This window comes from Bacteroidota bacterium (genome assembly GCA_020402865.1).
Classification (GTDB): Bacteria; Bacteroidota; Bacteroidia; order Palsa-965; family Palsa-965.
In genome coordinates, this window is sequence record JADBYT010000016.1 from 12,711 (window position 1) to 34,918 (window position 22,208).

Annotated in this window: 17 protein-coding genes and 1 tRNA gene; 11 read left to right on the plus strand and 7 right to left on the minus strand. The window is 49.1% G+C overall.

All coding sequences use genetic code 11. The features are described 5' to 3' along the window. Positions 1 to 2: 2 nt before the first annotated feature. From IM638_12470 to IM638_12485, 4 genes are all read left to right on the plus strand, one after another. Positions 3 to 344: a translation initiation factor gene (locus tag IM638_12470; GenBank protein MCA6363846.1), complete on the plus strand. Its 342-nt coding sequence runs from the start codon at positions 3 to 5 to the stop codon at positions 342 to 344. Then, entirely contained in the window at positions 341 to 1,423 is a 1,083-nt protein-coding gene (locus tag IM638_12475) for a CoA transferase (protein MCA6363847.1), read from the plus strand. The genes IM638_12470 and IM638_12475 overlap by 4 nt, the downstream gene beginning before the upstream one ends. Positions 1,424 to 1,508: 85 nt before the next feature. Continuing rightward, positions 1,509 to 2,414 (plus strand): outer membrane beta-barrel protein, encoded by a 906-nt coding sequence (locus IM638_12480; protein ID MCA6363848.1) that lies wholly within the window; start codon positions 1,509 to 1,511, stop codon positions 2,412 to 2,414. Positions 2,415 to 2,418: 4 nt separating this feature from the next. Further along, positions 2,419 to 2,853, plus strand: coding sequence for a GNAT family N-acetyltransferase (locus IM638_12485; protein MCA6363849.1), 435 nt, complete (start codon positions 2,419 to 2,421; stop codon positions 2,851 to 2,853). A 20-nt stretch (positions 2,854 to 2,873) separates the two neighbouring features. Here the strand turns inward: IM638_12485 and IM638_12490 are convergent, their stop codons facing one another. Further along, positions 2,874 to 3,452: a hypothetical protein gene (locus tag IM638_12490; GenBank protein ID MCA6363850.1), complete on the minus strand. Its 579-nt coding sequence runs from the start codon at positions 3,450 to 3,452 to the stop codon at positions 2,874 to 2,876. Next, a complete protein-coding gene (locus IM638_12495; GenBank protein MCA6363851.1) occupies positions 3,436 to 4,737 on the minus strand; it encodes an NAD(P)/FAD-dependent oxidoreductase in 1,302 nt (433 codons plus the stop codon). Before IM638_12495 ends, IM638_12490 begins: the two co-directional genes overlap by 17 nt. Before the next feature lie 116 nt (positions 4,738 to 4,853). Between IM638_12495 and IM638_12500 the strand changes: the two genes are divergently transcribed. The 4 genes from IM638_12500 to IM638_12515 all read left to right on the plus strand — a co-directional run bounded on the left by IM638_12500 (position 4,854) and on the right by IM638_12515 (position 8,290). Next, on the plus strand, positions 4,854 to 6,260 hold the full coding sequence (locus IM638_12500) for a M20/M25/M40 family metallo-hydrolase (protein MCA6363852.1): 1,407 nt from the start codon (positions 4,854 to 4,856) through the stop codon (positions 6,258 to 6,260). Between the two features lie 128 nt (positions 6,261 to 6,388). Continuing rightward, entirely contained in the window at positions 6,389 to 7,195 is an 807-nt protein-coding gene (locus IM638_12505) for a hypothetical protein (protein ID MCA6363853.1), read from the plus strand. A gap of 132 nt (positions 7,196 to 7,327) precedes the next feature. Beyond that, complete coding sequence (locus IM638_12510; protein ID MCA6363854.1) at positions 7,328 to 7,891, plus strand: hypothetical protein; 564 nt, start codon at positions 7,328 to 7,330, stop codon at positions 7,889 to 7,891. Positions 7,892 to 7,909: 18 nt separating this feature from the next. Then, the gene (locus IM638_12515; protein ID MCA6363855.1) at positions 7,910 to 8,290 is read left to right on the plus strand and encodes a DUF1987 domain-containing protein; all 381 of its coding nucleotides are present in this window, start codon (positions 7,910 to 7,912) and stop codon (positions 8,288 to 8,290) included. Between the two features lie 77 nt (positions 8,291 to 8,367). Here IM638_12515 and IM638_12520 read toward each other — a convergent pair whose 3' ends face one another. The 4 genes from IM638_12520 to IM638_12535 form a co-directional block, all read right to left on the minus strand. Continuing rightward, positions 8,368 to 11,511: an ATP-binding cassette domain-containing protein gene (locus IM638_12520; protein MCA6363856.1), complete on the minus strand. Its 3,144-nt coding sequence runs from the start codon at positions 11,509 to 11,511 to the stop codon at positions 8,368 to 8,370. A gap of 164 nt (positions 11,512 to 11,675) precedes the next feature. After that, a complete protein-coding gene (locus IM638_12525; GenBank protein MCA6363857.1) occupies positions 11,676 to 12,104 on the minus strand; it encodes a hypothetical protein in 429 nt (142 codons plus the stop codon). A 20-nt stretch (positions 12,105 to 12,124) separates the two neighbouring features. Next, positions 12,125 to 12,970: a hypothetical protein gene (locus tag IM638_12530; GenBank protein ID MCA6363858.1), complete on the minus strand. Its 846-nt coding sequence runs from the start codon at positions 12,968 to 12,970 to the stop codon at positions 12,125 to 12,127. A 171-nt stretch (positions 12,971 to 13,141) separates the two neighbouring features. Then, positions 13,142 to 14,950 (minus strand): Na+:solute symporter, encoded by a 1,809-nt coding sequence (locus IM638_12535; protein ID MCA6363859.1) that lies wholly within the window; start codon positions 14,948 to 14,950, stop codon positions 13,142 to 13,144. 416 nt (positions 14,951 to 15,366) lie between these two features. Here IM638_12535 and IM638_12540 point away from each other — a divergent pair, with 416 nt between their 5' ends. The 3 genes from IM638_12540 to IM638_12550 all read left to right on the plus strand — a co-directional run bounded on the left by IM638_12540 (position 15,367) and on the right by IM638_12550 (position 17,953). Continuing rightward, on the plus strand, positions 15,367 to 16,842 hold the full coding sequence (locus IM638_12540) for a proline--tRNA ligase (protein MCA6363860.1): 1,476 nt from the start codon (positions 15,367 to 15,369) through the stop codon (positions 16,840 to 16,842). Positions 16,843 to 17,071: 229 nt separating this feature from the next. Beyond that, on the plus strand, positions 17,072 to 17,770 hold the full coding sequence (locus IM638_12545; GenBank protein ID MCA6363861.1) for a hypothetical protein: 699 nt from the start codon (positions 17,072 to 17,074) through the stop codon (positions 17,768 to 17,770). A gap of 111 nt (positions 17,771 to 17,881) precedes the next feature. Continuing rightward, positions 17,882 to 17,953: transfer RNA gene (locus IM638_12550), tRNA-Glu, on the plus strand. Between the two features lie 301 nt (positions 17,954 to 18,254). Here IM638_12550 and IM638_12555 read toward each other — a convergent pair. Beyond that, complete coding sequence (locus IM638_12555; protein ID MCA6363862.1) at positions 18,255 to 22,184, minus strand: hypothetical protein; 3,930 nt, start codon at positions 22,182 to 22,184, stop codon at positions 18,255 to 18,257. Positions 22,185 to 22,208: the final 24 nt, after the last annotated feature.

Below are 22,208 nucleotides of genomic sequence, written 5' to 3' on the forward strand. Positions count from 1 at the left end.
CCATGTCGAAGAAAACCCGAAACGAAAACGGCTTCGTGTATTCCACCAATCCCGACTTTAAGCCGGAGCCGGAAGCACAGGATGAGTCCGTTTCGCTGCCGCCACAGCAGCAAAGTTTGCGAATCCATCTCGACCGGCTGGGCGGTGGCAAGCTGGTGAGCCGTGTTACCGGCTTTGTGGGGCCGGAAGCCGATCTGGAGGCTTTGGGCAAGAAACTTAAGCAGCAGTGCGGCGTAGGCGGATCGGTAAAGGACGGCGACATACTGATACAGGGTGATCACCGCGATAAAATACTGCAGCTTTTGCTGAAAGCCGGCTATCAAACCAAAAAGGCGGGCGGATGAGCAATGCATCGTTGCTGGCCGGGCTGAAGGTGGTGGAACTGGCTACGGTGCTGGCCGGTCCGGCTGTGGGACGCTTTTTTGCCGAACTGGGTGCGGAGGTTGTGAAGCTCGAAAACCCGCGCACCGGCGGCGATGTAACCCGTAGCTGGAAGCTGCCCTCCGAACCGCCGGAGCATCCCTTCTCTGCATACTATGCCAGCGTAAATCAGGGCAAAAAAGTAGTGTTTACCGATCTCGGCACCGATGCCGGACAACAAACCCTGCACAACCTGCTGCATGAGGCCGATGTGCTGCTGGTGAACTTCAAACCCGGCGATGATGCCAAATTCGGCGTGGGCTATACCGAAATTGCCGCACGCTACCCCAAACTCATCTACGGGCACATAACCGGCTACGGCACCAATAACCCGCGCACCGCTTTCGACCTGGTGCTGCAGGCCGAAACAGGCTTTATGAGCATGAACGGCACACCCGAAAGCGGCCCGCTCAAAATGCCCGTGGCACTTATTGATTTGCTGGCCGCGCATCAGCTTAAGGAAGGTATTCTGGTGGCTTTGCTGCAACGCATGCAGCACGGGCGCGGCAGCTATGTACATGTATCGTTATTTGATGCAGCCGTGGCTTCGCTGGCCAATCAGGCCGGAAACTGGCTCATGGCCGGACACAACCCCGGCTTACAAGGCTCGCTGCATCCAAACATTGCTCCCTACGGCGAGACTTTCCGTTGCCGCGATGGCCGCTTCATTGTGATTGCCGCCGGCAACGACAGGCAATATGCCGGCTTTTGCCAGACCTGCCAAATGCCACACCTGCAAACTGACCCCCGCTTCCATACCAACAGCAGCCGCGTGGCCAACCGTGCCGCACTGGTTGAACTTGTAAAGCCATTCTTTGCACTACACACCGCCGCAGAAATTATCCCGTTATTGGAACAAAATCAGGTTCCGGCTGCAATTATTCAGGATGTGGCGGAGGTAATGGAAAACGAAAAAACAACACATCTCATTGATCATCAGAGCATTGAAAACAAAAATGCACATGCTGTACGCACAGTGGTGTTCAATTTGACAAAAACCTAAAACAGGCTTCATGCGTATAAGCATGGAATCAAATAAGATTTTGCGTAGCTTTGTAGAAGACCTCCAAAACCCAGTTAAATTCAAGATGCCCAAGCGTTTCCTTGTTTTGTTGTTGATCATGTTGCCGCTTCTGGCGCAGGCTCAGCGTAAAAGCCGCTACCGTTATGAGGTTGGCGTAGGACTTGGAGCCTCCAATTTTCTTGGTGATCTGGGCGGAGCCAACCAGATTGGCACCAATGGCCTGAAAGACCTGGAATTATCACTTACACGCCCTTCATTCAGTGCTTTTCTGCGTTACCGCAAAGCCCGTTATTTTGGTTACCGTGTAGCATTTGCCTATGGCAAGGTTAGCGGCTACGATGGTCTCACCACCGAGCCTTACCGCAACAACCGCAACCTGCATTTCAAATCAAACATTTTCGAATTCAGCACACAATTTGAATTTTATTTTACCAAAGAACGCCCCGGTCACCTTTACAGGTATAAAGGCGTAACCGGTTGGAAAAATGTGGATATGCAGGTTTATGCCTTTATGGGTGTAGGTGCATTCTGGTTTAATCCCAAAGCCAATTACAACGGGACCTGGTATGCATTGCAACCCCTTGCTACTGAAGGTCAGACCCTTAAACCGGGTACAAAAAAATACAGCCGGGTAAGTGTAGCTGTTCCTATCGGTATTGGTATCAAAAACGCTATTAACCGCCGCTGGAGTATAGGCCTTGAGCTGGGTATCCGAAAAACATTTACCGATTACATTGATGATGTAAGTACCACTTATTACGATAAGAACCTTATTGCAGCCGCATTTGGCCCTGCAGCCGGTTACTTTGCCGATCCTTCACTTGGATTAATTCAAGCCCCTCCCGGCTTTGAGCCCAATGGTATTGGTCAGCAGCGCGGCGATTCGTCAGACAACGATTCCTACCTGTTTGCGCACATTACCGTAAACTACAAAATTGGTCGGTTCCGCCGCACCAAATCCAAGTTCTGACCGGATGTACCGCGTTATCTCGCCTTCCACACCGGAGGAATTCAACCGTTATTATTCTTTACGTTTCGATGTGCTTCGTGCGCCCTGGCAACAACCGCGCGGAAGCGAAAAAGATAATGACGAAGACAAGGCTACACACGCCATGCTCATTGATGATGCGGGAAACTGCATTGCCGTGGGGCGGCTTCAGAAAAACACGGCGGAAGAAGGACAAATCCGTTTTATGGCGGTGCATCCGCAGTGGCAGGGAAAAGGACTTGGGAAATTAGTGTTGCGGCATCTCGAACAGCAAGCAAAACAACAAGGATTAATCCGCATTGTGCTTCAGGCCCGCGAAAATGCGCTTTCCTTTTACCTTTCTGAAGGTTATACAAATACAGGAGCCAGCTTCAAACTCTGGGATATTATCCAGCACTATAAAATGGAAAAAGCACTTTAAAAGTGCTTTAGAACCGGTTCTTATTGTTTGGTGTTGTTTTCGACCTGCTTTTTCTGATACTGTCTAAGCAAGCTCATAAGCTGATCGCGCTCTTTCGTGCTAAGCTGATAGCCGAGCGTAACTTCTTTATCACCTGCTTCGAATGACACGGAAACAGCATCAGTGCTCCACCAGTTACCGCCAATCTGATTAATCCAGTTGGGTGTATTATCGACTCCCGCACGGATGTTTTTTACCGACTGCAGTTTGTAATCGTGAACATAGCCGCGGCCACGTACATCGCGCTTTAAAAGCAGGCGGCCGTTTCTGACTTTAATTACCTCGTTGCCGAATTTCCACCAGCTCCACGCGCGGGCAAGGATGTACAGAAAATAAATCCAGAATCCCAGCCACACCAGCATGTAGGTGCGTTGTGCAGAATCAGTTAACTCGAAAAAATACCAGATGCCCGCCACACCGCTCAGTATCCACACCAGCAGCAGCAGTCCGGAAAGGGTTACTTTACGCGAGGGCAATGCAGCGGCAATCACAACACTGAGTTCCTGTTCGTCTTTCACCACACTCATGCGCGGGCTGATGCTTTCAATTTTCTGAGCCATTGCGCGAAGCAGTTTTAAACGGACGGATGATTAAGCGCATGCCGCGATCGTAATTGATGTAATTGACGATCCAGTTGAAAAGCACCACAAGGCGGTTGCGGAAACCTACAAGCGACATGAGATGGACAAACAACCAGAGCATCCATGCTACAAAGCCCTGGCTACGGAATTTGCCTATTTCGGCCACGGCACGGTTACGGCCAATGGTAGCCATTGAGCCTTTGTTGTTGTAGGTAAAAGTTTTCCAAGCGGTTTTGTTTTCTGCCGCACGCAGTAAATTCCGTCCGAGCAAATCGCCCTGCTGCATGGCTACCTGCGCCACCTGCGGATGTCCCTGCGGAAAAGCCGCATCGCTGGTCATGTAAGCCACATCGCCCAGCGCAAATACGTTGTTGAGGCCTTCCACGCAGTTGCTGCCATCCACTTTGATGCGGCCGTTGCGTAAAATACTATCGGCGGGGAGGCCGGGAATAAATTCGCCTTTTACACCGGCTGCCCAGATCATGGTGGCTGCGCGGAAGGTTTCGTGTGTGTTGGTGGTAAGCAGGCGTCCGTCGTAATCCGTTACACGCAGGTTAAGCCACACATGCACATCAAGCTGCTCGAGGTAACGTTTTGATTTTTCCGACGATTTTTCTTCCATGCCGCTCAGCAACCTTTCGTTACTGTCGATCAGGTGAATTTGCATGCGGCGGAAATCGAGTTCGGGATAATCGTTGGGCAGTACATGGCGTTTGAGTTCGCCAAGTGCGCCTGCAAGTTCTACGCCCGTAGGACCGCCACCCACAATTACATAATTCATAAGTGCCTCGCGCTCCACAAGATCGGCGGTGGTAATGGCCTGCTCGAAATTTTCGAGTATGCAGCTGCGCAGGTCAAGTGCTTCACGCACTGATTTCATAGGCATACCAAACCGCTGCGGGCGCTGCATGCCGAAATAATTGGTATCGGATCCGGTAGCGATAACGAGAAAATCGTATTCAATTTCGCCAATGCTGGTGACGAGTAAACGCTCTGCTGTTTTCACTTCCTGCGCCTCCGCCATGCGGAAGTGAAAGTTTTTTATGCCTTTGAAAATTTTCCGGATGGGGAAAACAATAGAATCCGGTTCGATGCCGGCCGTGGCCACCTGGTAAAGCAGCGGCTGAAACGTATGGTAGTTATTCCGGTCAATCAGTACAACCTGAAAGCGGTTGCGGAGTTTTCGCGCCAGCCTTAATCCGGCAAAACCGCCTCCCACAATCACTACACGGGGCAGGCTTACGTTGGGAATATCAATATGCATAAGTGGAGCAAAGTTAGCCAGTTTATGTGAGGCGGCTTGCGAAAAGTGTAATTAAAGTGAATATGAATACTGTGCAGGGAAATAGTATTTTTGGCCTGTTTGTCCAATTTCCCCCCATGAAAAAAGTCTTATTTCTTTTTCCGCTGTTTGCCCTCACCGGCATACTCTCGCTGAGTTTTTCAGGCGCTGCTGCACCTGCGTCTGAAGCAAACGTTCAAAACGATTCGGCCATGCTGGGCCGCATTTACAGCGAAGCATTAAGAAACGGGCAGGCCTACACACAACTGGGTGAGTTGTGCGCAAAATATCCGAAACGGCTCAGTGGCTCGGCCGGAGCAGCGGGTGCGGTTGAATTCTGCCGCAAGCTGATGCTCGACATGAAGCTGGATACCGTGTGGCTGCAGCCCTGCATGGTGCCGCACTGGGAGCGTGGCAATGTGGAGCGCGGCAGCATTGTGAGCGGCAAAAGCGCCAAACCGGTAAAGCTGTGTGCTTTGGGCAATTCTACCGCCACACCCGCCGGCGGACTGCTTGCACCCGTGGTACAGGTGAGCACATTTGAGGAACTCGAAAAGCTGGGCGAAAACGGCGTGAAGGGGCGTATTGTGTTTTTCAATCATCCGTTTATCGACGAGCTGATTTCGCCGTTTGATGCGTATGGCGAGGCGGCCCGTTTTCGCACGCGCGGACCGGCGGCGGCACAGAAACTTGGAGCGGCAGCGGTACTGGTGCGTTCAATGACGCATGCGCACGACAATAATCCGCACACCGGCAACACGCGTTTCGACAGTTTGCAGCCGCATATTCCCAGTGCCGCGCTCAGTACCAAGGCCGCCGACGAACTGAGTGCGCGGCTTGCAACCGATAAAAACCTGCGTTTTAAGCTGGAACTTAACTGCCGCCAGCTGCCCGATGTACTTTCGTACAATGTAATCGGCGAGTTGCGCGGGCGCGAACTGCCCAATGAAGTAATTGTGCTTGGCGGCCATCTTGATGCCTGGGATCTGGGCGAAGGCGCACACGATGATGGCGCTGGATGCATGCAGGCGGTGGAAGTGCTGCGCATTATGAAGGCGCTACAACTCCGCCCGCGCCGCACCATAAGGGTGGTAATGTGGATGAATGAAGAAAACGGCCTGCGCGGAGGTCATGCATACGCCAACTGGGCTATGAAAAGCCCCGAAAAACACATAGCCGCCATTGAAAGCGATGCCGGCGGGTTTAGTCCGCGCGGATTCGGAATAAGCGGCAGTGCGTCTCAAACGGCCAATTTCATGCGCTGGAAGCCCCTGCTCGAAAAATTTGCCGTGGGCGACTTACATCCCGGCGGCGGCGGAGCCGATATTGGGCCGCTGGACACGCTGGGCACCGCGCTGATTGGCCTTGAACCCGACCAGCAACGCTATTTTGATCACCACCACGCCCAAACCGACATATTCAGCGCCGTAAACCGCCGCGAACTCCTGCTGGGCGCGGCCGGTATGTGCAGTCTGGTATGGCTCATCGACAAATATGGGATCTGAGTCAAAACCTGCATCTGATTTACCCGTATAAAACCGGGAATTGTACATTTTAATCAGAAGCATTAGATTTGATTAAACCCATGCATAAATTTTTAGTCAAAACCCGGAACGTTTAACACCTTAGTCAAATGAAAAAAATAATCCTGCCTGCGCTCTTTTCAGCCTTTGTGCTTGGTTTCGGCGGTTGCCGCGATGAAGTGCAGGATTCTGAAACCACCTCTGCTACCGATAATAACCTTTGCGAAAACGAATTTGCCCGTATAATGCCGCTGGTTAACAAAATTTCGGTTGATGAGCCCGGAGTAAACCGCGTGCCGGCCGGTAGCAACGTGCTTTCGTGCCCTACGGTTACGGTGGTAAACCCCGGCCAGTTTCCGGTAACCATGTATATCGACTATGGTTCGGGCTGTACGGATGCGGTTGACGGTAAAATACGTGCCGGACGTTACATCTGCGTGTTCAGTGGCCCGTGGGATGATATCGGCTCTTCCATTAACATTACCCTCGACAGTTTCTACGTAAACAACATTCACTTTGAGGGGAATGCGGTAATTACCCACTCCGGCCAGCGCCAGTACACCACGACGGTAAACAACGGAAAATGCTCGAAAACCGGTACAAACCCCTGGGAAATTCTCTGGAACTGCAACCGCACCGTAGAATGGACGGAGGGGTATCTCACTTCACAACAGGAAGACGATGTGATACAGGTTACCGGCAGCAACTCGGGCACAGACCGCAATGGAAAAACATTTTCGGCAAACATTACCTCGCCGGTAATCCGGAATATGGGCTGCTCATGGATCCAACAGGGGCGTGTTGAACTTACGCCGGAAGGTAAACCCACACGCACCATCGACTTCGGAAGCGGCACCTGCGATAATCGGGCTACTGTAACTATCAATGGAATCAGTTACAACGTAACCCTTCAATAAGCTTAATTAATTTTAAGAAAGCCGGGTAACCCCGGCTTTCTTTTTTGCGTTACACTATTGGTTTTTTTGTTTTTTTGAAAAACCGGTTATATTTGTTCGCATTCAACCTGAGAACAGCCCTCTGCTCACCTTATGATGGTCGACATCTACGATTTTTATGACAAGATGGAGCGTAATAACATTATGCTCTCCTTCAAAGGCGATGTGACCTCAGAGTTGCTGACCTCGATCCTGCAGATTATGGAAACCAAGCTCGATAATATGCAGGAAGAGCCCAAAACCAAAAAGAAGGTTTACAACGTACTTGTAGAATGCCTCCAGAATCTTTACCACCACATGGATGATATTCCCAAAATGGGCAGTGTGAATCCGGAAACAGGTGAAAATTCGCGCTCGGCTATCTTTATGATTGGTAAACTTGACAACCAATACAACATTATTACCGGCAATTACATCCGCACACAGAATGTGGAAGGATTGCGCAGCCGCCTCGACGAGATCAATAAACTTTCGAAAGAAGAACTGAAAGATTATTACAAAGCCGTGCTCAACAACGGCGAGATTTCTGAAAAAGGCGGCGGCGGACTGGGTATGATTGACATTGCCCGCAAAACCGGTCAGAAACTGAATTATCATTTCATGCAGATTGATGAACAGCATTCGTTTTTCAGCCTGAACATCAAAATTGCACAATAAACAACTACAGAAGGGAACATGGAACGCATCGTTATTGAAGGAACACCCAAAACGCCCACAATTAATTTCGATATGAATACCGGGCTGCTCGAAATTAAGGGCCGCTCTATTCCCGAAAATTCAATTGAGTTTTACAAGCCGCTTGTAGAACATCTTGAGCGTTATGCCCAGAAACCGCTTGGTGAAACCAACGTAAATATTCAGCTTGAATACTTCAACACCAGCTCGTCGAAGTGTATTCTTGATGTATTCAAAAAGCTCGAAACCATTGCCAAAGGCGGCAGCCAGATTACCATTAACTGGTACTACGAGCAGGACGATGAAGATATGCTCGAAGCCGGCGAAGACTATCAGGCCATTATCAATGTGCCTTTTAAAATGATTGAAGTGAACGACTAAGGTTGTTCAACACCATAACGTACAAGGGCTGATTTCTTTCGAAGTCAGCCCTTGCTTATTTTGCGGAAATGCTATGTTTACTCGGCGCGTGGTGGTGTTTTGCGGAAACGCTCGGTAATATTACCCAGCCCTTCAATGAGTTTGCGGAGCAGATCGAAATACAGCGTAAAGATCATTACGGCGGTCATGCTCCAGAGAATCATAATGTTGTACCAGAAGGTATTGATGTAGGCGCCAAACACTTTTTTTCGCGGTGCAAAGAAATGTGCGTTACCGAGGTTGGTTTGCCAGGCTTCGCTGAATACGGGATCTGAATGCTGGATGAGTTTTCCGTCAATTTCAATGAGTTTGTTGAACTCATTGGCATTACGCACCAGATCGCTGAGGCTTTCGTTCAGGTAATCGTTTTTGAGTTTCATCACGCCTTCGGGGCCAAGCTCTTTTTCAAGTTTGTTTACCTGTTTGTCGTGATTATCGACCGCTTTCTGATAAACCGTTTTGTACACCGAGTTTACCATATCGAGGTACGAACGCATATCATCGGCCTGCGGTTTGGCAAACTGCCCGGGATTGATGCCTGCCACCGAAGTGCTGAGGCGGTTGAGTTCCTGCGTGAGTTTTTGGGTGAGGCGGCTTATTTTACCACGGCGGCTGAGTTCGAAGAGGCGTTCACGGTCGGTGGCAATTTCGTTTTTGAGCAGTTGAACATCGGATACAAAATCAGGCCCTTTTTTACCGTTGTTGGCCGAGGTCTCGCACTTATCTATTTTACCGCGAAGCTGTGGCAACCAGTAGTTGTTTTTGTAATCGGCAATGCTGGTAAGTTCGTCGCTGGCGTTAAACTGTTTTTGCCATTTGTTGTTGCGGAACTGGTTAACAGCAAGTGCTTCAAATGCCCAGCGGGAGGCCATCATTTCGCCGGCCACGGGCACGGTTTCCTGCGAGGTGATGGTGGGATTGAGTTTGTCGAACTTCACAATCACACCACTCAGCAACAGTTGCGGAATAATGAGGAAGGGAATGAGGATGTAAATGGTTACTGCCGAGTTGAAAGCCGAAGAAATATTGAGTCCGAGCAGATTGGCAAAACACGAGGTGGTAAACAACACCAGCCAGTAATCAGCCATCATGCCTTTTACGCCCAGCAGCAAATTGCCCACTACCACAAAGGTGAGTGTTTGAATGGCCGAAAGCACAAACATGATGAGGATTTTGGACCAGAGGTAGCTTGAGCGGCTGAGGTTGAGGAACGATTCGCGTTTGAGAATTTTGCGGTCGCGTATAATTTCCTCGGCCGATACGGTGAGCCCGATAAACAGCGCCACCACTACAGCCATAAACAGGTAGGCCGGAATATTTTCGTTTTCGCGGAAGATGTAGCCTATTTTGTTCGACACATCGGTATTGTAAAAACGAACAAGGAACGCAAGAATAAACGCCAGCACCGGAGCCTCAAGCAGGTTAATAATCATGTACTGCCGGTTGGTAAGCTTCGAACGTACATCGCGGGTGATGAACACACGCATCTGCTTGAGCTTGTTCGGAATGTTGAATGTGCTTTCCGGATTATCGGCCGAAGGAGCCGGCGCTTCGAGGCGCGCTTCGATATTGGCTTTGTAATACGAATTCCACTCGGGCGGTGATACTTTGCGGTTGCGTGTAAGGTTACCGTATTCATCCACCACCTTACTTTCGATGATGCTGAATATCTGTTCGGGATTTACGTTACCGCAGGCCGGGCATTCGCTCTCGTCGCTGTTTACGTGATTGACTACCTTTTTGAAATACACCACGGCATCAACCGGGTTGCCGTAGTAAATGGGAAAACCGCCGTTATCAAGAATAAGCAGGCGGTCGAACATTTTAAAAATATCTGACGAGGGCTGGTGAATAACCACGAACACGAGCTTGCCTTTAAGCGCAAGTTCCTTGAGAAGGTCCATGATATTCTCCGAGTCGCGCGAGGAAAGGCCCGATGTGGGCTCATCCACAAACAGCACCGAAGGCTCGCGGATAAGTTCGAGCGCAATGTTGAGGCGTTTGCGCTGACCGCCCGAGATCTTTTTATCGAGCGGACTACCCACTTTCAGGTCACGCGCTTCATAAAGCCCGAGATCGGCCAGCAATTCATCCACCGTGCGGGTTATATCGCTGTCGCTGAGGTTTCCGAAACAAAGTTTGGCGTTGTAGTAAAGATTTTGAAAAACGGTAAGTTCTTCAATAAGCAGATCGTCCTGCGAGATATGCCCTACTACCCCTTCAAGCTCCTGTTTCTGGCGGTGCAGATCGAGTCCGTTTATCATTACCGCACCGGAGGTGGGCGTATCGTTTCCGTTGAGTACGTTGAGCAGTGTGGACTTACCTGCACCTGAACCGCCCATGATGCCAATAAGGCGGCCCGATTCTTCGTGTATGCTCACATCGCGCAGGCCAAGTTTTCCGCCTTTGAATTTGTACGAAATGGTTTGTGCGCTGAATGTGATACGCGTTTTGGTTTTGCTGCTGAGAAACGCGCTGATAATATCGCTGTAATAAATGGGCTGCACTTTAGAACTACGCAGCGACGAGCCGGGTGTAAGAATATACACCTTGTTGAGAAACATGGCCTGCCCGTTGAGGTTGAGTTCGCCCTCGCCGAAATAGCGCACCACATACATACCCACGCTGGGTACATGCAGCACGCACACACGGCCATTTCCAATGGAATCAGAATAAATATGATGTGCCTGGTTGTAAACAGGCTGCCCGTTGTCAACCACCAGCAGTTCGGCAATATCGGGCATATCGGCAATGTCTTCTTCAACAAAAGCCCGCATGCGGTCGAACTCACCTTCTTCGATGTTGAAGGTTTCGGAAACTGTTTTCACAAACTCAAGTTCCTGCTCCGAAATTTCGTAGCTGGAATGAATGAATTCGAGCAGGCGGATGAGTACAACCACTTTCTGCTTCTGCGTAAGTTCTTCGTTAATCTGTGTGCAGATGCGAAGTACTTTCACTGAATTGAGCGAAGTACGTTTGGCCGAGCCATCTTTGCGCTTGGTTACCTGATGGTGTTGCTCCAGATACTCGTCGAAAATGGCGAGATACTGTTCAACCAGATCGAGGCTGAGTTGCTGACGCAGAAACGACTCTACCACTGCCCGGCTGTCGGTGGTGACTCCGTCAACCTTGGCGATGATGGCAAAGAGTTGCATCAGGGCCCGCAAAATTCGTTCACTCATGTGTTGCGGTAGTTGTTTGTTTGGGCTTGGGTAAACGTTTGGAAGGCCTAAAAATAGTCAAATCCGCAACACAGCAATGCGAATTTTACAATCAAATTACCCATTAGTAAAACAACCGGTCTCATCGCTGAAACCGGTTGCTTTATCGAAATACTGAGCGGGTTTTACGGTCTGAAGCCGATAAGCAGAATAGCGCAGCCCGATTCTTTTCCGGCAGCCGGATTGAGTGTGGCTTCGATAATTACGTTTACAGTAGTGTTTACGCGGAAATCCCAGTAGGGCGCATTGCTGTGCTGGCTATTGGTAAAGAGCAGGTTATGATCCTGATCGTACACACTGAAAATGAGGTTTCCGTCGGAAGTTCCGGTACCCGCAGCAATGCGGTAGGTAGATCCAGCAAAGAAAGTGGCCTGAAACTCGGCGGTTTGGTTGGAGAGCACCAGCGCACGGTAAGTTTGCCCGTCGCTTACGAAGGGCGGCACAATGTGGCGGGTAATCATTTTGGTGGTCGAGTCGCATTGCGCAACAGCCTTGCTCTGGCCAAACACCAGCGCCGCAACGGTGAGCACAAGAAGGGTGAGAAGCTTTTTCATAAACTTACTTGCCGTAGGGATTAATTAATGATGTAGTTGCGCAGTGCAGTTACTTTTTCGGTAAGTGCGGTAAGCTGTTCGGGTGTGATGTTTACCTCGGTTTTGCCGTTGATGGTGGTAATTTTGTTGGCATTGTCGGTAACCGGCTCGGCGTAGGTGTATTTGAGTTCGATGCTGCTGAAAGCGCCGTTGAGCTCCTGATAAAGTTTAATGAGCGGCTCAAACTCGGGCTTTTCCTGATCGACAAGCAGCTTGAGGATGCCTGCGCAGGTATTTTTCTGTTCGCCGATGCGCACGGCCATGGCGGGATCAGGCTTTTGCTTATACACGCTGAGGGCGAAGTGCATACTTTCTATCCAGCCACCGGCCAGAATGAGCGCGGCCACATGCTCACGATCGCCTTCTTTCAGAAACTCGTCGCTGCGGCGGTAGCTTTCGCCCACAATTTTCATGATCGAATCCTTTTTGCCGATGTTGGCGCTGAAACGCTCAAGCAACTGCTTATCAAAACTGGCAGTAATGCGCATCTGTTCGCCAAGCGTCATTACGGTTTTGTAATAGCCGAGTGCGTCTGATGAGTTTTCGTATATGGACACATAGCCCAGATCGGCACCGTAAATGCCGAGATTGAGGGCGCGCTTGGTATCGTCGGAATAACGGGAGAGATTGGACGCGGGGTTGAGCATTTCCTTATTGTACAACGCTCCGCTGCTTTTGATCATACCGGCAATTTGCACGGGCGAGGGCACCATGAAGTTTTGCCCTTTGAGTTGCAGGTTGTTGCTGGGAACATTCAGCGAATCTTTGTCGTTGCCATTGTTTTCGCCACCCTCGGGGGTATCGGAACAACCGGCGGCAACAAGCATAGCAGCCCCGAGAAAAAGAGCCGACAAGCGAACAGGGAAACCGTTGAAAATCATTGATGGGTTTAAGTTAAATCCGGTGTGCTGAAATTTGATGCAAATAAACGAAAAAATGCCGAAGCAGCACGCAAACGGCCCCGTAATTTACACCTTTCGCATGAAGCCGGTTTACGCTTAGTCGGCAAACACATTGGTTTTGCCCACCGCATACCTGAAAACCCCGAATGCCATGCCTGCGCTGAGCGCATACCAGCCCAGATTTACCCACTCGTGCAAAATGAGTGAACCGGTGGCAAACAGCAGGCTGTAGGTAAACATAACCGCGCTGAGCCAGCACACCAGCAGGCCGAGTATCGGCGTTTTTTCGGGGGCCATACCCAGGGCCACACGCACCGGTTTCCAGCCGCCGGCCGGGCGCACACGGGTGTAAAATTGGTTGAGTGTGCCCATGTTCTCCGGCGTTGTAAGAAAAGTAACCGCCAGCCAAGAAACCGTGGTTACGCCCACCGTGAGGAAAAAGCTGCCCGGAAATTCGGCCCACCACGGCAATACGGCATCAGCCGCCAGACCGCTGCGCATAACCGCCAGCGCGCCCATAACCACAAACGGCGCCAGCGTGGCCGTAATTTCGCTCCAGGCGTTGATGCGCCACCAGTACCAGCGCAGAATGAGCACCAGCCCCAGCCCTGCGCCACACTCCATAATAAAACTCCACACGCCCGAAATAGACGTAATCATGGGTGTTACAGCCAGCGAAAGCAGCATGGTGAGGATGGTGATGAGGCGCGAAACCGATACGTAATGCTTTTCGGCTTTTTCATTGCTGCCAAGCTGCGCTGGACGTTTGAGAAAACGTTTGTACAAATCATTCACTAAATAGCTGGCGCCCCAGTTGAGCTGCGTGGAAATGGTGCTCATGTAGGCCGCAAGAAAAGCCACCAGCATAAGGCCTTTGAGCCCCACGGGCAGATAATCTTTCATGGCGCGCACGTAGCCCATGCGGGCGGTAGCCTCAGTAAGATCAGGATAAAGAATGAGTGAGCAGAGGCCTACCAGAATCCACGGCCAGGGACGCAGGCAATAGTGCGCCACCTGAAAAAACAGGGTGGCCCAGATGGCGTGCTTTTCGTTTTTTGCACTCATCATACGCTGCGCTACGTAGCCGCCGCCGCCGGGTTCGGCACCCGGATACCAGCTGGCCCACCACTGCACGCCCACAAAGGCCAGAAAGGCACCGATGCCGAGCGTAAATTCGCCCGCTACCGAGCCGCTGCTGCCCAGTTTTGGGAAAAACGACAAACTGCCCGGATGCGACACGGCCAGCTTTTCCTTCATACCCTCAATACCACCCACCTCAGCCGAATTGACCACCAGAATGGCCAGAATAATGCAGCCGGCAATGGCAATAATAAACTGCACCATATCCGTAATAGCTACACCCATGAGCCCCGACACGGACGAATACAACGCGGTAAGCAGCATGACGCCGCCGGTCCACATAAGCGCTGTTTGTGCACTGAGGCCGAAGAACTCCTGCAAAATGGAGATCATGGCTAAGTTTACCCAGCCGAGTATAAGCACATTCATAAACACGCCGAGGTAAACCGCACGGAAGCCGCGCAGCATGGCAGCCGGTTTGCCGCCGTAGCGGAGTTCGGTAAGCTCCACTTCGGTCATCACACCTGAGCGGCGCCACAAACGCGCAAAGAAAAACGTGGTGAGCATGCCGCCAAAAAGCGCACACCACCAGAGCCAGTTGCCGGCAATGCCTTTTTGCACCACCAGTTCGTTTACGGCCAGCGGCGTATCGGCCGCGAAGGTGGTGGCCACCATGGAAATGCCTGCAATGTGCCACGGCAGCGAACGCCCGCCGAGAAAAAATTCGCCCAGGCTTTTGCCCGCCCGCTCGCGGTAATAAAGACCAATGCCGAGTGAAAGCAAAAGGTAGGCGCCGATGATGATGTAGTCGATAAGTGCTAACATGCTGTAGTGGTTGAATGGAAAGCTGCTGTGTGGCTTTGGGTAAAGCTACGTGTTACGGGCGGCCTATGCCCTTCTGCGGCAGGAATTGATAAACAGGCGGATGTGAATGACGTGCCCAATGTGTGATTTTGAAATGCACCTGACGGTTTGCACTTAGCCCCGACTGGAGCGGCACCCCGCAGGAGTACCCACTTTTTTGTGGGTGCGACGAGGAGTATAGCGGAAGGCGGGACAGGTGGTTATTTGATGCGCCTTAAACTGTGCTCCTGAAAAATAGTTTGACACAATGTGTTTCAATTACCTCAAACAAAAACCATTTCCTCCACCCCTGCGATGTATTTTTAGACAAGGAAGGTGTGGAGGTGCAGCCGCGCAAAAAAACTATCTTTGCCGTCCTTACAATTTACTTCAAAATTATGGCCAAAGACTTAACCACACGCGAGAAAGATTATTCCCAGTGGTATCAGGACATTGTAACAAAAGCCGATCTGGCAGAACACTCTGACGTGCGCGGCTGCATGGTAATTAAACCGTATGGCTATGCCATTTGGGAAAACATGCGCGATGTGCTTGACCGGATGTTTAAAGCAACCGGACACGTGAACGCTTATTTTCCGCTGTTTGTGCCAAAAAGTTTTTTGGAAAAGGAAGAAGGCCACGCCGAAGGATTTGCCAAGGAATGTGCGGTAGTGACACATTACCGCCTGAAAAATGACCCCGACAATCCGGGTAAACTGATGGTGGACCCTGAGTCGAAACTGGAGGAAGAACTGATTGTGCGCCCCACTTCGGAAGCCATTATCTGGAATACCTACCGGGGCTGGATACAAAGCTACCGCGACCTGCCCCTGCTGATAAACCAGTGGGCCAACGTGGTGCGCTGGGAAATGCGCACCCGCCTGTTTTTGCGCACCACCGAGTTTTTGTGGCAGGAAGGCCACACCGCACACAGCACCAAAGCCGAAGCCATAGAAGAAACCGAGCGCATGCTGCATGTGTATGCCGACTTTGTAGAAAACTACATGGGCGTGCCGGTAATTAAAGGCATAAAAACCGCCAGCGAACGCTTTGCCGGTGCCGAAGAAACCTACTGCATTGAAGCACTGATGCAGGACGGCAAGGCACTGCAGGCAGGCACATCGCACTTTCTGGGGCAAAATTTTGCCAAAGCGTTTGATGTGCAGTTTGCCAACAAAGACGGCAAGCTGGAACACGTGTGGGCCACAAGCTGGGGCGTATCGACCCGCCTGATGGGCGCACTGGTAATGAGCCACAGCGACGATAACGGCCTTGTGCTGCCGCCCAAACTGGCGCCCACGCAGGTAGTAATTGTGCCCATATACCGCACCGACGAAGAACGCGCCCGCATTGCCGAGCGTGTGGCCGAAATTGAAAAGCAATTGGTGATGCGCGGCATACGCGTGAAGTTTGACAACCGCGATACGCAGCGCCCCGGCTGGAAATTTGCCGAGTACGAACTGCGCGGTGTGCCCCTGCGCATTGGCATTGGACCCAAAGACCTTGAGGCAAACCAGGTGGAACTGGCCCGCCGCGACACGCTTACGAAAGGCGCTGTGTCGCAAACCGGACTGGCCGACCACATTGAAAAACTGCTGCACGAAATACAGGACAACCTGTATAAACAAGCACAGGAGCGCCGTGCTGCCGCCAGCCACCATGTAAACACGTGGGATGAATTTACAGCTGCGCTTGACAAAGGCGGCTTTGTATATGCCCACTGGGACGGCACCGCCGAAACCGAGCAGAAGATTAAAGACAAAACCAAAGCCACCATACGCTGCATTCCGCTTAATAACCCGCAGGAAGCCGGTGTATGCATACTGAGCGGGCAGCCCTCAGCCCAGCGCGTGGTGTTTGCCCGCGCCTATTAAAAAAGGGCATCTCTAAAAACTCGAAACCTCTTCGTTGGGCTCATCGCAAAAATCCTCATTTACACAAGTAAACTCCGGTTTTCGCTCTTTCGCCCGCCTCAATCTTTCAAGTTTTTAGAGATGCCCACTAATTAAATTTCAGCACGGTATTCAACGAAAGAAGCCACTCTGCTGTTTATATGCAAACCCTTTTGCCAACAAACAGCGCCAATACTACAACGACCCGCACATGAGTGAAAACAGCAACAGCCGCGACATTATTCTGCAACTCCTGCGCGAAAAATCATCGCTCAAGCAGGATGTGTTTTACACCACCATTGACCTGTTTAACCAACTCAAGGAAGTGGTGCGCAGTGTAGCCAACGACCTGAAGCCGCTGGCCGAAGCCATTGACAAACGCATAGTGGTGGAATTCCGCGAACGCAACGCTTACGAAATTGAGCTGCGCGTGGCCGGCGATGTGCTGCTTTTTCACATGCACACCAATGTGTTTGAGTTTGACACGAGCCACCACATCTGGAAAACCGGCTATGTAAAGGAAAACCCCGGCCGCAGCTATTGCGGGGTGATAAACGTGTACAACTTCCTGGCCGACTCATTCAAGTACCAGCGCCTGAACGACCTGGGCTACCTGATTGCCCGCATTTTTGTAAACAACGAGCGGCATTTTTTTGTGGAAGGCAAACGCCAGCTGGGCTTTTTGTACAACGACTTTGCCAACTCGGTAATAAGCCCCGAAGGCCTGCGCCAGATTGTGGAAAGCAGCGTGGTGTATTGCCTCGATTTCGACCTGTTTACCCCGCCGTTTGACGAGGTGAAGGTGATTACGCTGGGCCAGGTACAGGAAGACAGCTCCATGATGAGCCTGAAAACCGGCAAACGCTTAGGCTTCCGCTTCCAGGCCGATACGGATTACATTGGTTACTGAAACCAAAATAATCTCTAAAAGCCTGACAGCCAGAAAAAAGTAAAAATATTTGGTGAAAGATTTTGGAGATTTCGAAATCGGTTTTACATTTGCACTCCCAAATGAACAAATGGCCCGTTCGTCTAGGGGTTAGGACATCAGATTTTCATTCTGGTAACAGGGGTTCGATTCCCCTACGGGCTACGGAACAGAAAGAGAAACAGAGCGAAAGCGTTGTTTCTCTTTTTGTTTTTAGCTGTTTTCTCAGTAAGATTATTTGTTATGGGTGGAACTTGATCTGACAGTCGGATTTAGAGGCTCAGTTTTCTGTCATGAGTGAAGCTAATTGATTTTGTTTATCAAACATTTTTCCTTACCAAATGGTGTTCACATTAACTTCAGTTACTTTACGTACAATGTGGTGGTAGCTTTCAATTGCATTGATCGTGTAACTGATTTTACAGATGTCCGAAGGATAATTCTTAAACAGTTTCTAATTACCCAACTACTTTACGCTCCAACTCCCACCCGAATCACACCAATTAACAATATAACCCACCCTGCAATACTGGGGCAGATAATACCTGAAAATCTGATTATTCGTTTCAATATGTTCCTGAAACACAAGCTTACCTGTAAAATCATAAATTTTCAAAACACCCGATTCTGCCAAAGGTGAATTAATCACAATATTTCCTCCTTCCACATCTTTGAAAAGTATGGTTTGCGCAGGTGGATTGTGATTAGCCACAGAAACCGATCCGAAAAAATATATTCCAGACTGGCTCATACAGCCATTACTGTCGGTAACAACTACTTCGTAGTTGCCGTTTGTTTGGGGAACAAGAGTAGTATTAGTTGCACCTGCAAGCAAATTGCTGTTTAGGTACCACTGGTTTCCTGATGATGCGGAAGAAAAAAGAGTGGGGCCGAATTGAGTAATAGTTGGTACGGGAGGCAATGGATTTACTGTTACACTTACCGTATCCGAATTAAAACAACCTATACTGTCGGTAACCGATAAGATATAGTTTGTGGTATTTATGGGCGTTGAAACTGGAGTGTAAAGTGTGGCCGAATTAAGCGTATTGGAAGGTTGCCAGATACAACTTATGCCTCCGCTTCCGTTTAATTGCACGCTTTGACCAAAGCAAACAGCCGTGTCGGCACCTGCAAAAACAGCGGGAGCCTGATTTACAAATATGGTTATTGAATCGATATTAGTGCAAGAGTTATTGCCGGTAACCGTAAGAATATATGTAGTGGTTACAGAAGGCGAAGCAAACGGAGAAAAAACCAGCGGATTGCTGAGAGTGGATGATGGCGACCAGCTTGCACTAATTCCTCCGTTACCTTGTAACTGTACAGACAGAAACTCACAAATTGTGGTATCACTTCCGGCCTGAACAGAGGGAATGGCTCTAATTGCCAGTGTGGCCGTGTCAACTGAACTACAGCCCAAACTATCTGTACCTGTAATAAAATAAATACCTGCTACATTGGCACAACAAAGCGGACTGGCAGAAGTAGTACTGCTTAACCCTGTAGCGGGAGTCCAACTGTAAGTACTGGCACCGTTGGCATTCCAGCTAATACAACTGCCTGCACATATAAATGTATCGGGTACTATGGTTATGGGTAAAGGATTAACTGTAACATTCAGTGTTCTCACTCCTGTGCATCCATTATTATCTGTTACCGAAACCGAATAACTGGTAGTACTGAGAGGGAATGCAATTACAGAATCGCCGGTGACTGTGTTTAGTCCTATTGCGGGTTGCCATACAAAGTTATTTAAAGACGAACTGGCAACAAGCAGGGCACTGTCGCCACTACAGATTGAAATATTGTTTGAAACGGTTAAAAGCGGTTGAGGTAAAATTGATAAAGGAGTTGAACTTACAGCACTTATCATAGAAGGGATAGAGCTAATTACTCGAATCCGGTAGTTATTTCCTGCAGGCATATTGGCGGGAATCGTTACCTGAATAGTATCGGATGTACGACCACTCAGTGAGCCTATGTTTATTGGTGAAGCAAAAGAGCCGTTTAAATCGGATAGCTGAGCAGTAAAGGAGTTTCCCGCATCACAACTATCGTTAAGAAAGAATGGTAAAGCGGTAGTAGTTCCTGCACAAATTGAAGCAGGAATATTTCCGACAGAGAATACAAAAGGAATTTCAACCAATTTCAGATAGCCGGGAAATGCCCCGTCTGGTCCCTCAAAAACATGTTTTACAATTAATGTATCGCTCAGATAATCATATTCAAATAAAGTTCCAAATGTATTATTTTGGGCACTTCCCCCCTTCGACGCTATTCCGTAATATTTACCATTACTGGCCAGCATCAAACCGCCGTCTGGCTCATTACCCGAATCAGGGGTAAAGAAATCATGCTTAAAATTTAACGTATTGGTGGTACGGTTGTATTCATATAAAGTACCGTTACCGTATAAACCGCCAGTGGCAGTGAGAGCATAAAATTTTCCGTTGGGTGCCTGAGATAGAATAGGCGCGGGAGACATAAAAAATGTAGATAATGGAAACTGATACAAGGCAGTATAGGAATTAGTCAAATAATCAAATTCAAATATATATCCTGTATTTATGGTTGAAAAACTTCCGGAAGTTACTCCATAGAGTTTGTTGTTTGATGCCTGAATAAGTGTTCCTCTGGGGCCGGTTCCAACTACTGCAGGTGTGCCAAAATCGCAGCGTTTTGTGAATAAATTATTTGCAGGATTATATTCGAAGAGTACTCCACGGTTATTAGTTCCACCTTGTATTGTTGTGCCATACAATCGTCCATTGGAAGCAAGTAGCAGCGATCCGGAAGGCAAAGCACCATTACTGGTTCCCGAAAAATCAACGAGTTTTGAATAAGCAAGTGTTACCGGGTCAAACCGAAACAATACACCCAAATCGTTGTTTCCGCCCCGCCTTGTCATACCATACAATTTCCCGTCAGGAGTTTGTATTAGTGAAGAAGTGGGTGTTTTACCTGAAACAACCGGATTAAAATCGAAAAGTTTGGTAAACTGATTGGTTCCGGGATTAAACCTATAAATAATACCTGCATTGTTTGTACCGCCGCTTTCAGTCATTCCATAAAGCATTCCATCAGACGCATATAATAACGACCCTGTAGGATTGCGTCCGTTGTGAATTTGTCCGAATTCAAAACATTTATTTAACACCTGTGTGGTTGGATTAATTCTGAAGCAAACACCAAAATCATAAAATCCACCGACACTGGTTACTCCATACAACAATCCATTATTGGCAATTGTAAGTCCTGTTAACGGAGCTTTACCGATTACAGAGGCGTTAAAATCAGCAATTTTTGTGTAAATCAGCGTCACGGGGTCAAATTCAAAAATTGTCCCGTTATTGTTTGCACCTCCGGTTCCCGTAGTGCCATAAAGTTTCCCATTTGTATGCAAAATAAGTTTGCCCATGGGCATGTTACCACCACCTCCGGGAATAGAAAAACTATACAACAGCGTAGTGGTTTGAGTAGTAGGATTGAACTGATAAATTGCTCCGGCACCATTAACACCACCGGTTTGAGTTAACCCATAAAATAATCCATTTGGCAATTGAATCATCCCGTCGTAAGGAAAAGCACCATTTGAAGCACCGTTAAACGATGTAATGTGGGTAAAAACAGATGTTACAGGATCGAACTTAAAAATAGTTCCTGTAAAAGAAAGACCGCCCTGCTGGGTAGTTCCATATAAATTACCATCTGTTCCCTGAGTTAAAGTCCCCATGGGGGAGGAACCGGTAGTATTTGAAAAATCGTATTTCTTGGTAAATACATTTGTTAATGGGTTAAACTGGAAAATGGTGCCAATGTTACTAGTTCCCCCCTCTCTGGTAACACCATAAAGCATTCCGTCTGATGCGTATAATAAACCGCCCTGAGGTCTGCTGCCTGTAGTTAATCCAGTAAAGTCGTGCAACTTTGTGTAGGTTAAGGTGGCCGGATTGAAACTAAAAAGAGTACCGAGTGAATTTGCCCCGCCATTGTTGGTTAAACCATAAATCAACCCGTTTGGCAATTGTACCAATGCACCCTGAGGACCGTATCCGTCATTAATTGAAAAATCGTGTAGTTTCTGATATGTAGAATCTGTTGGATTGTATGAATACAATACCCCGATACCGTAAGCACCACCCGCTGGCACCATTCCATAAAGCTTACCGTTCTGCCCGTTTAGCAAAGTATTGTACTGTGGGTTAAACCCTTCGTTTTGCACATTAAAACTATAGGCTCTGGTATGTGCATTACCATTGTTATTGGTTTTAAAAATAGTACCGGTACCTGACTCGCCTCCTCTGCTTGTGGTTCCCCAAAACTGAGTTTGGGAATAAGCCAGATAATACACGACCATAAATAAAATTGACAGGCTATACTTGAGGGGTGTCATATACTTGAGGGGTGTCATATAATT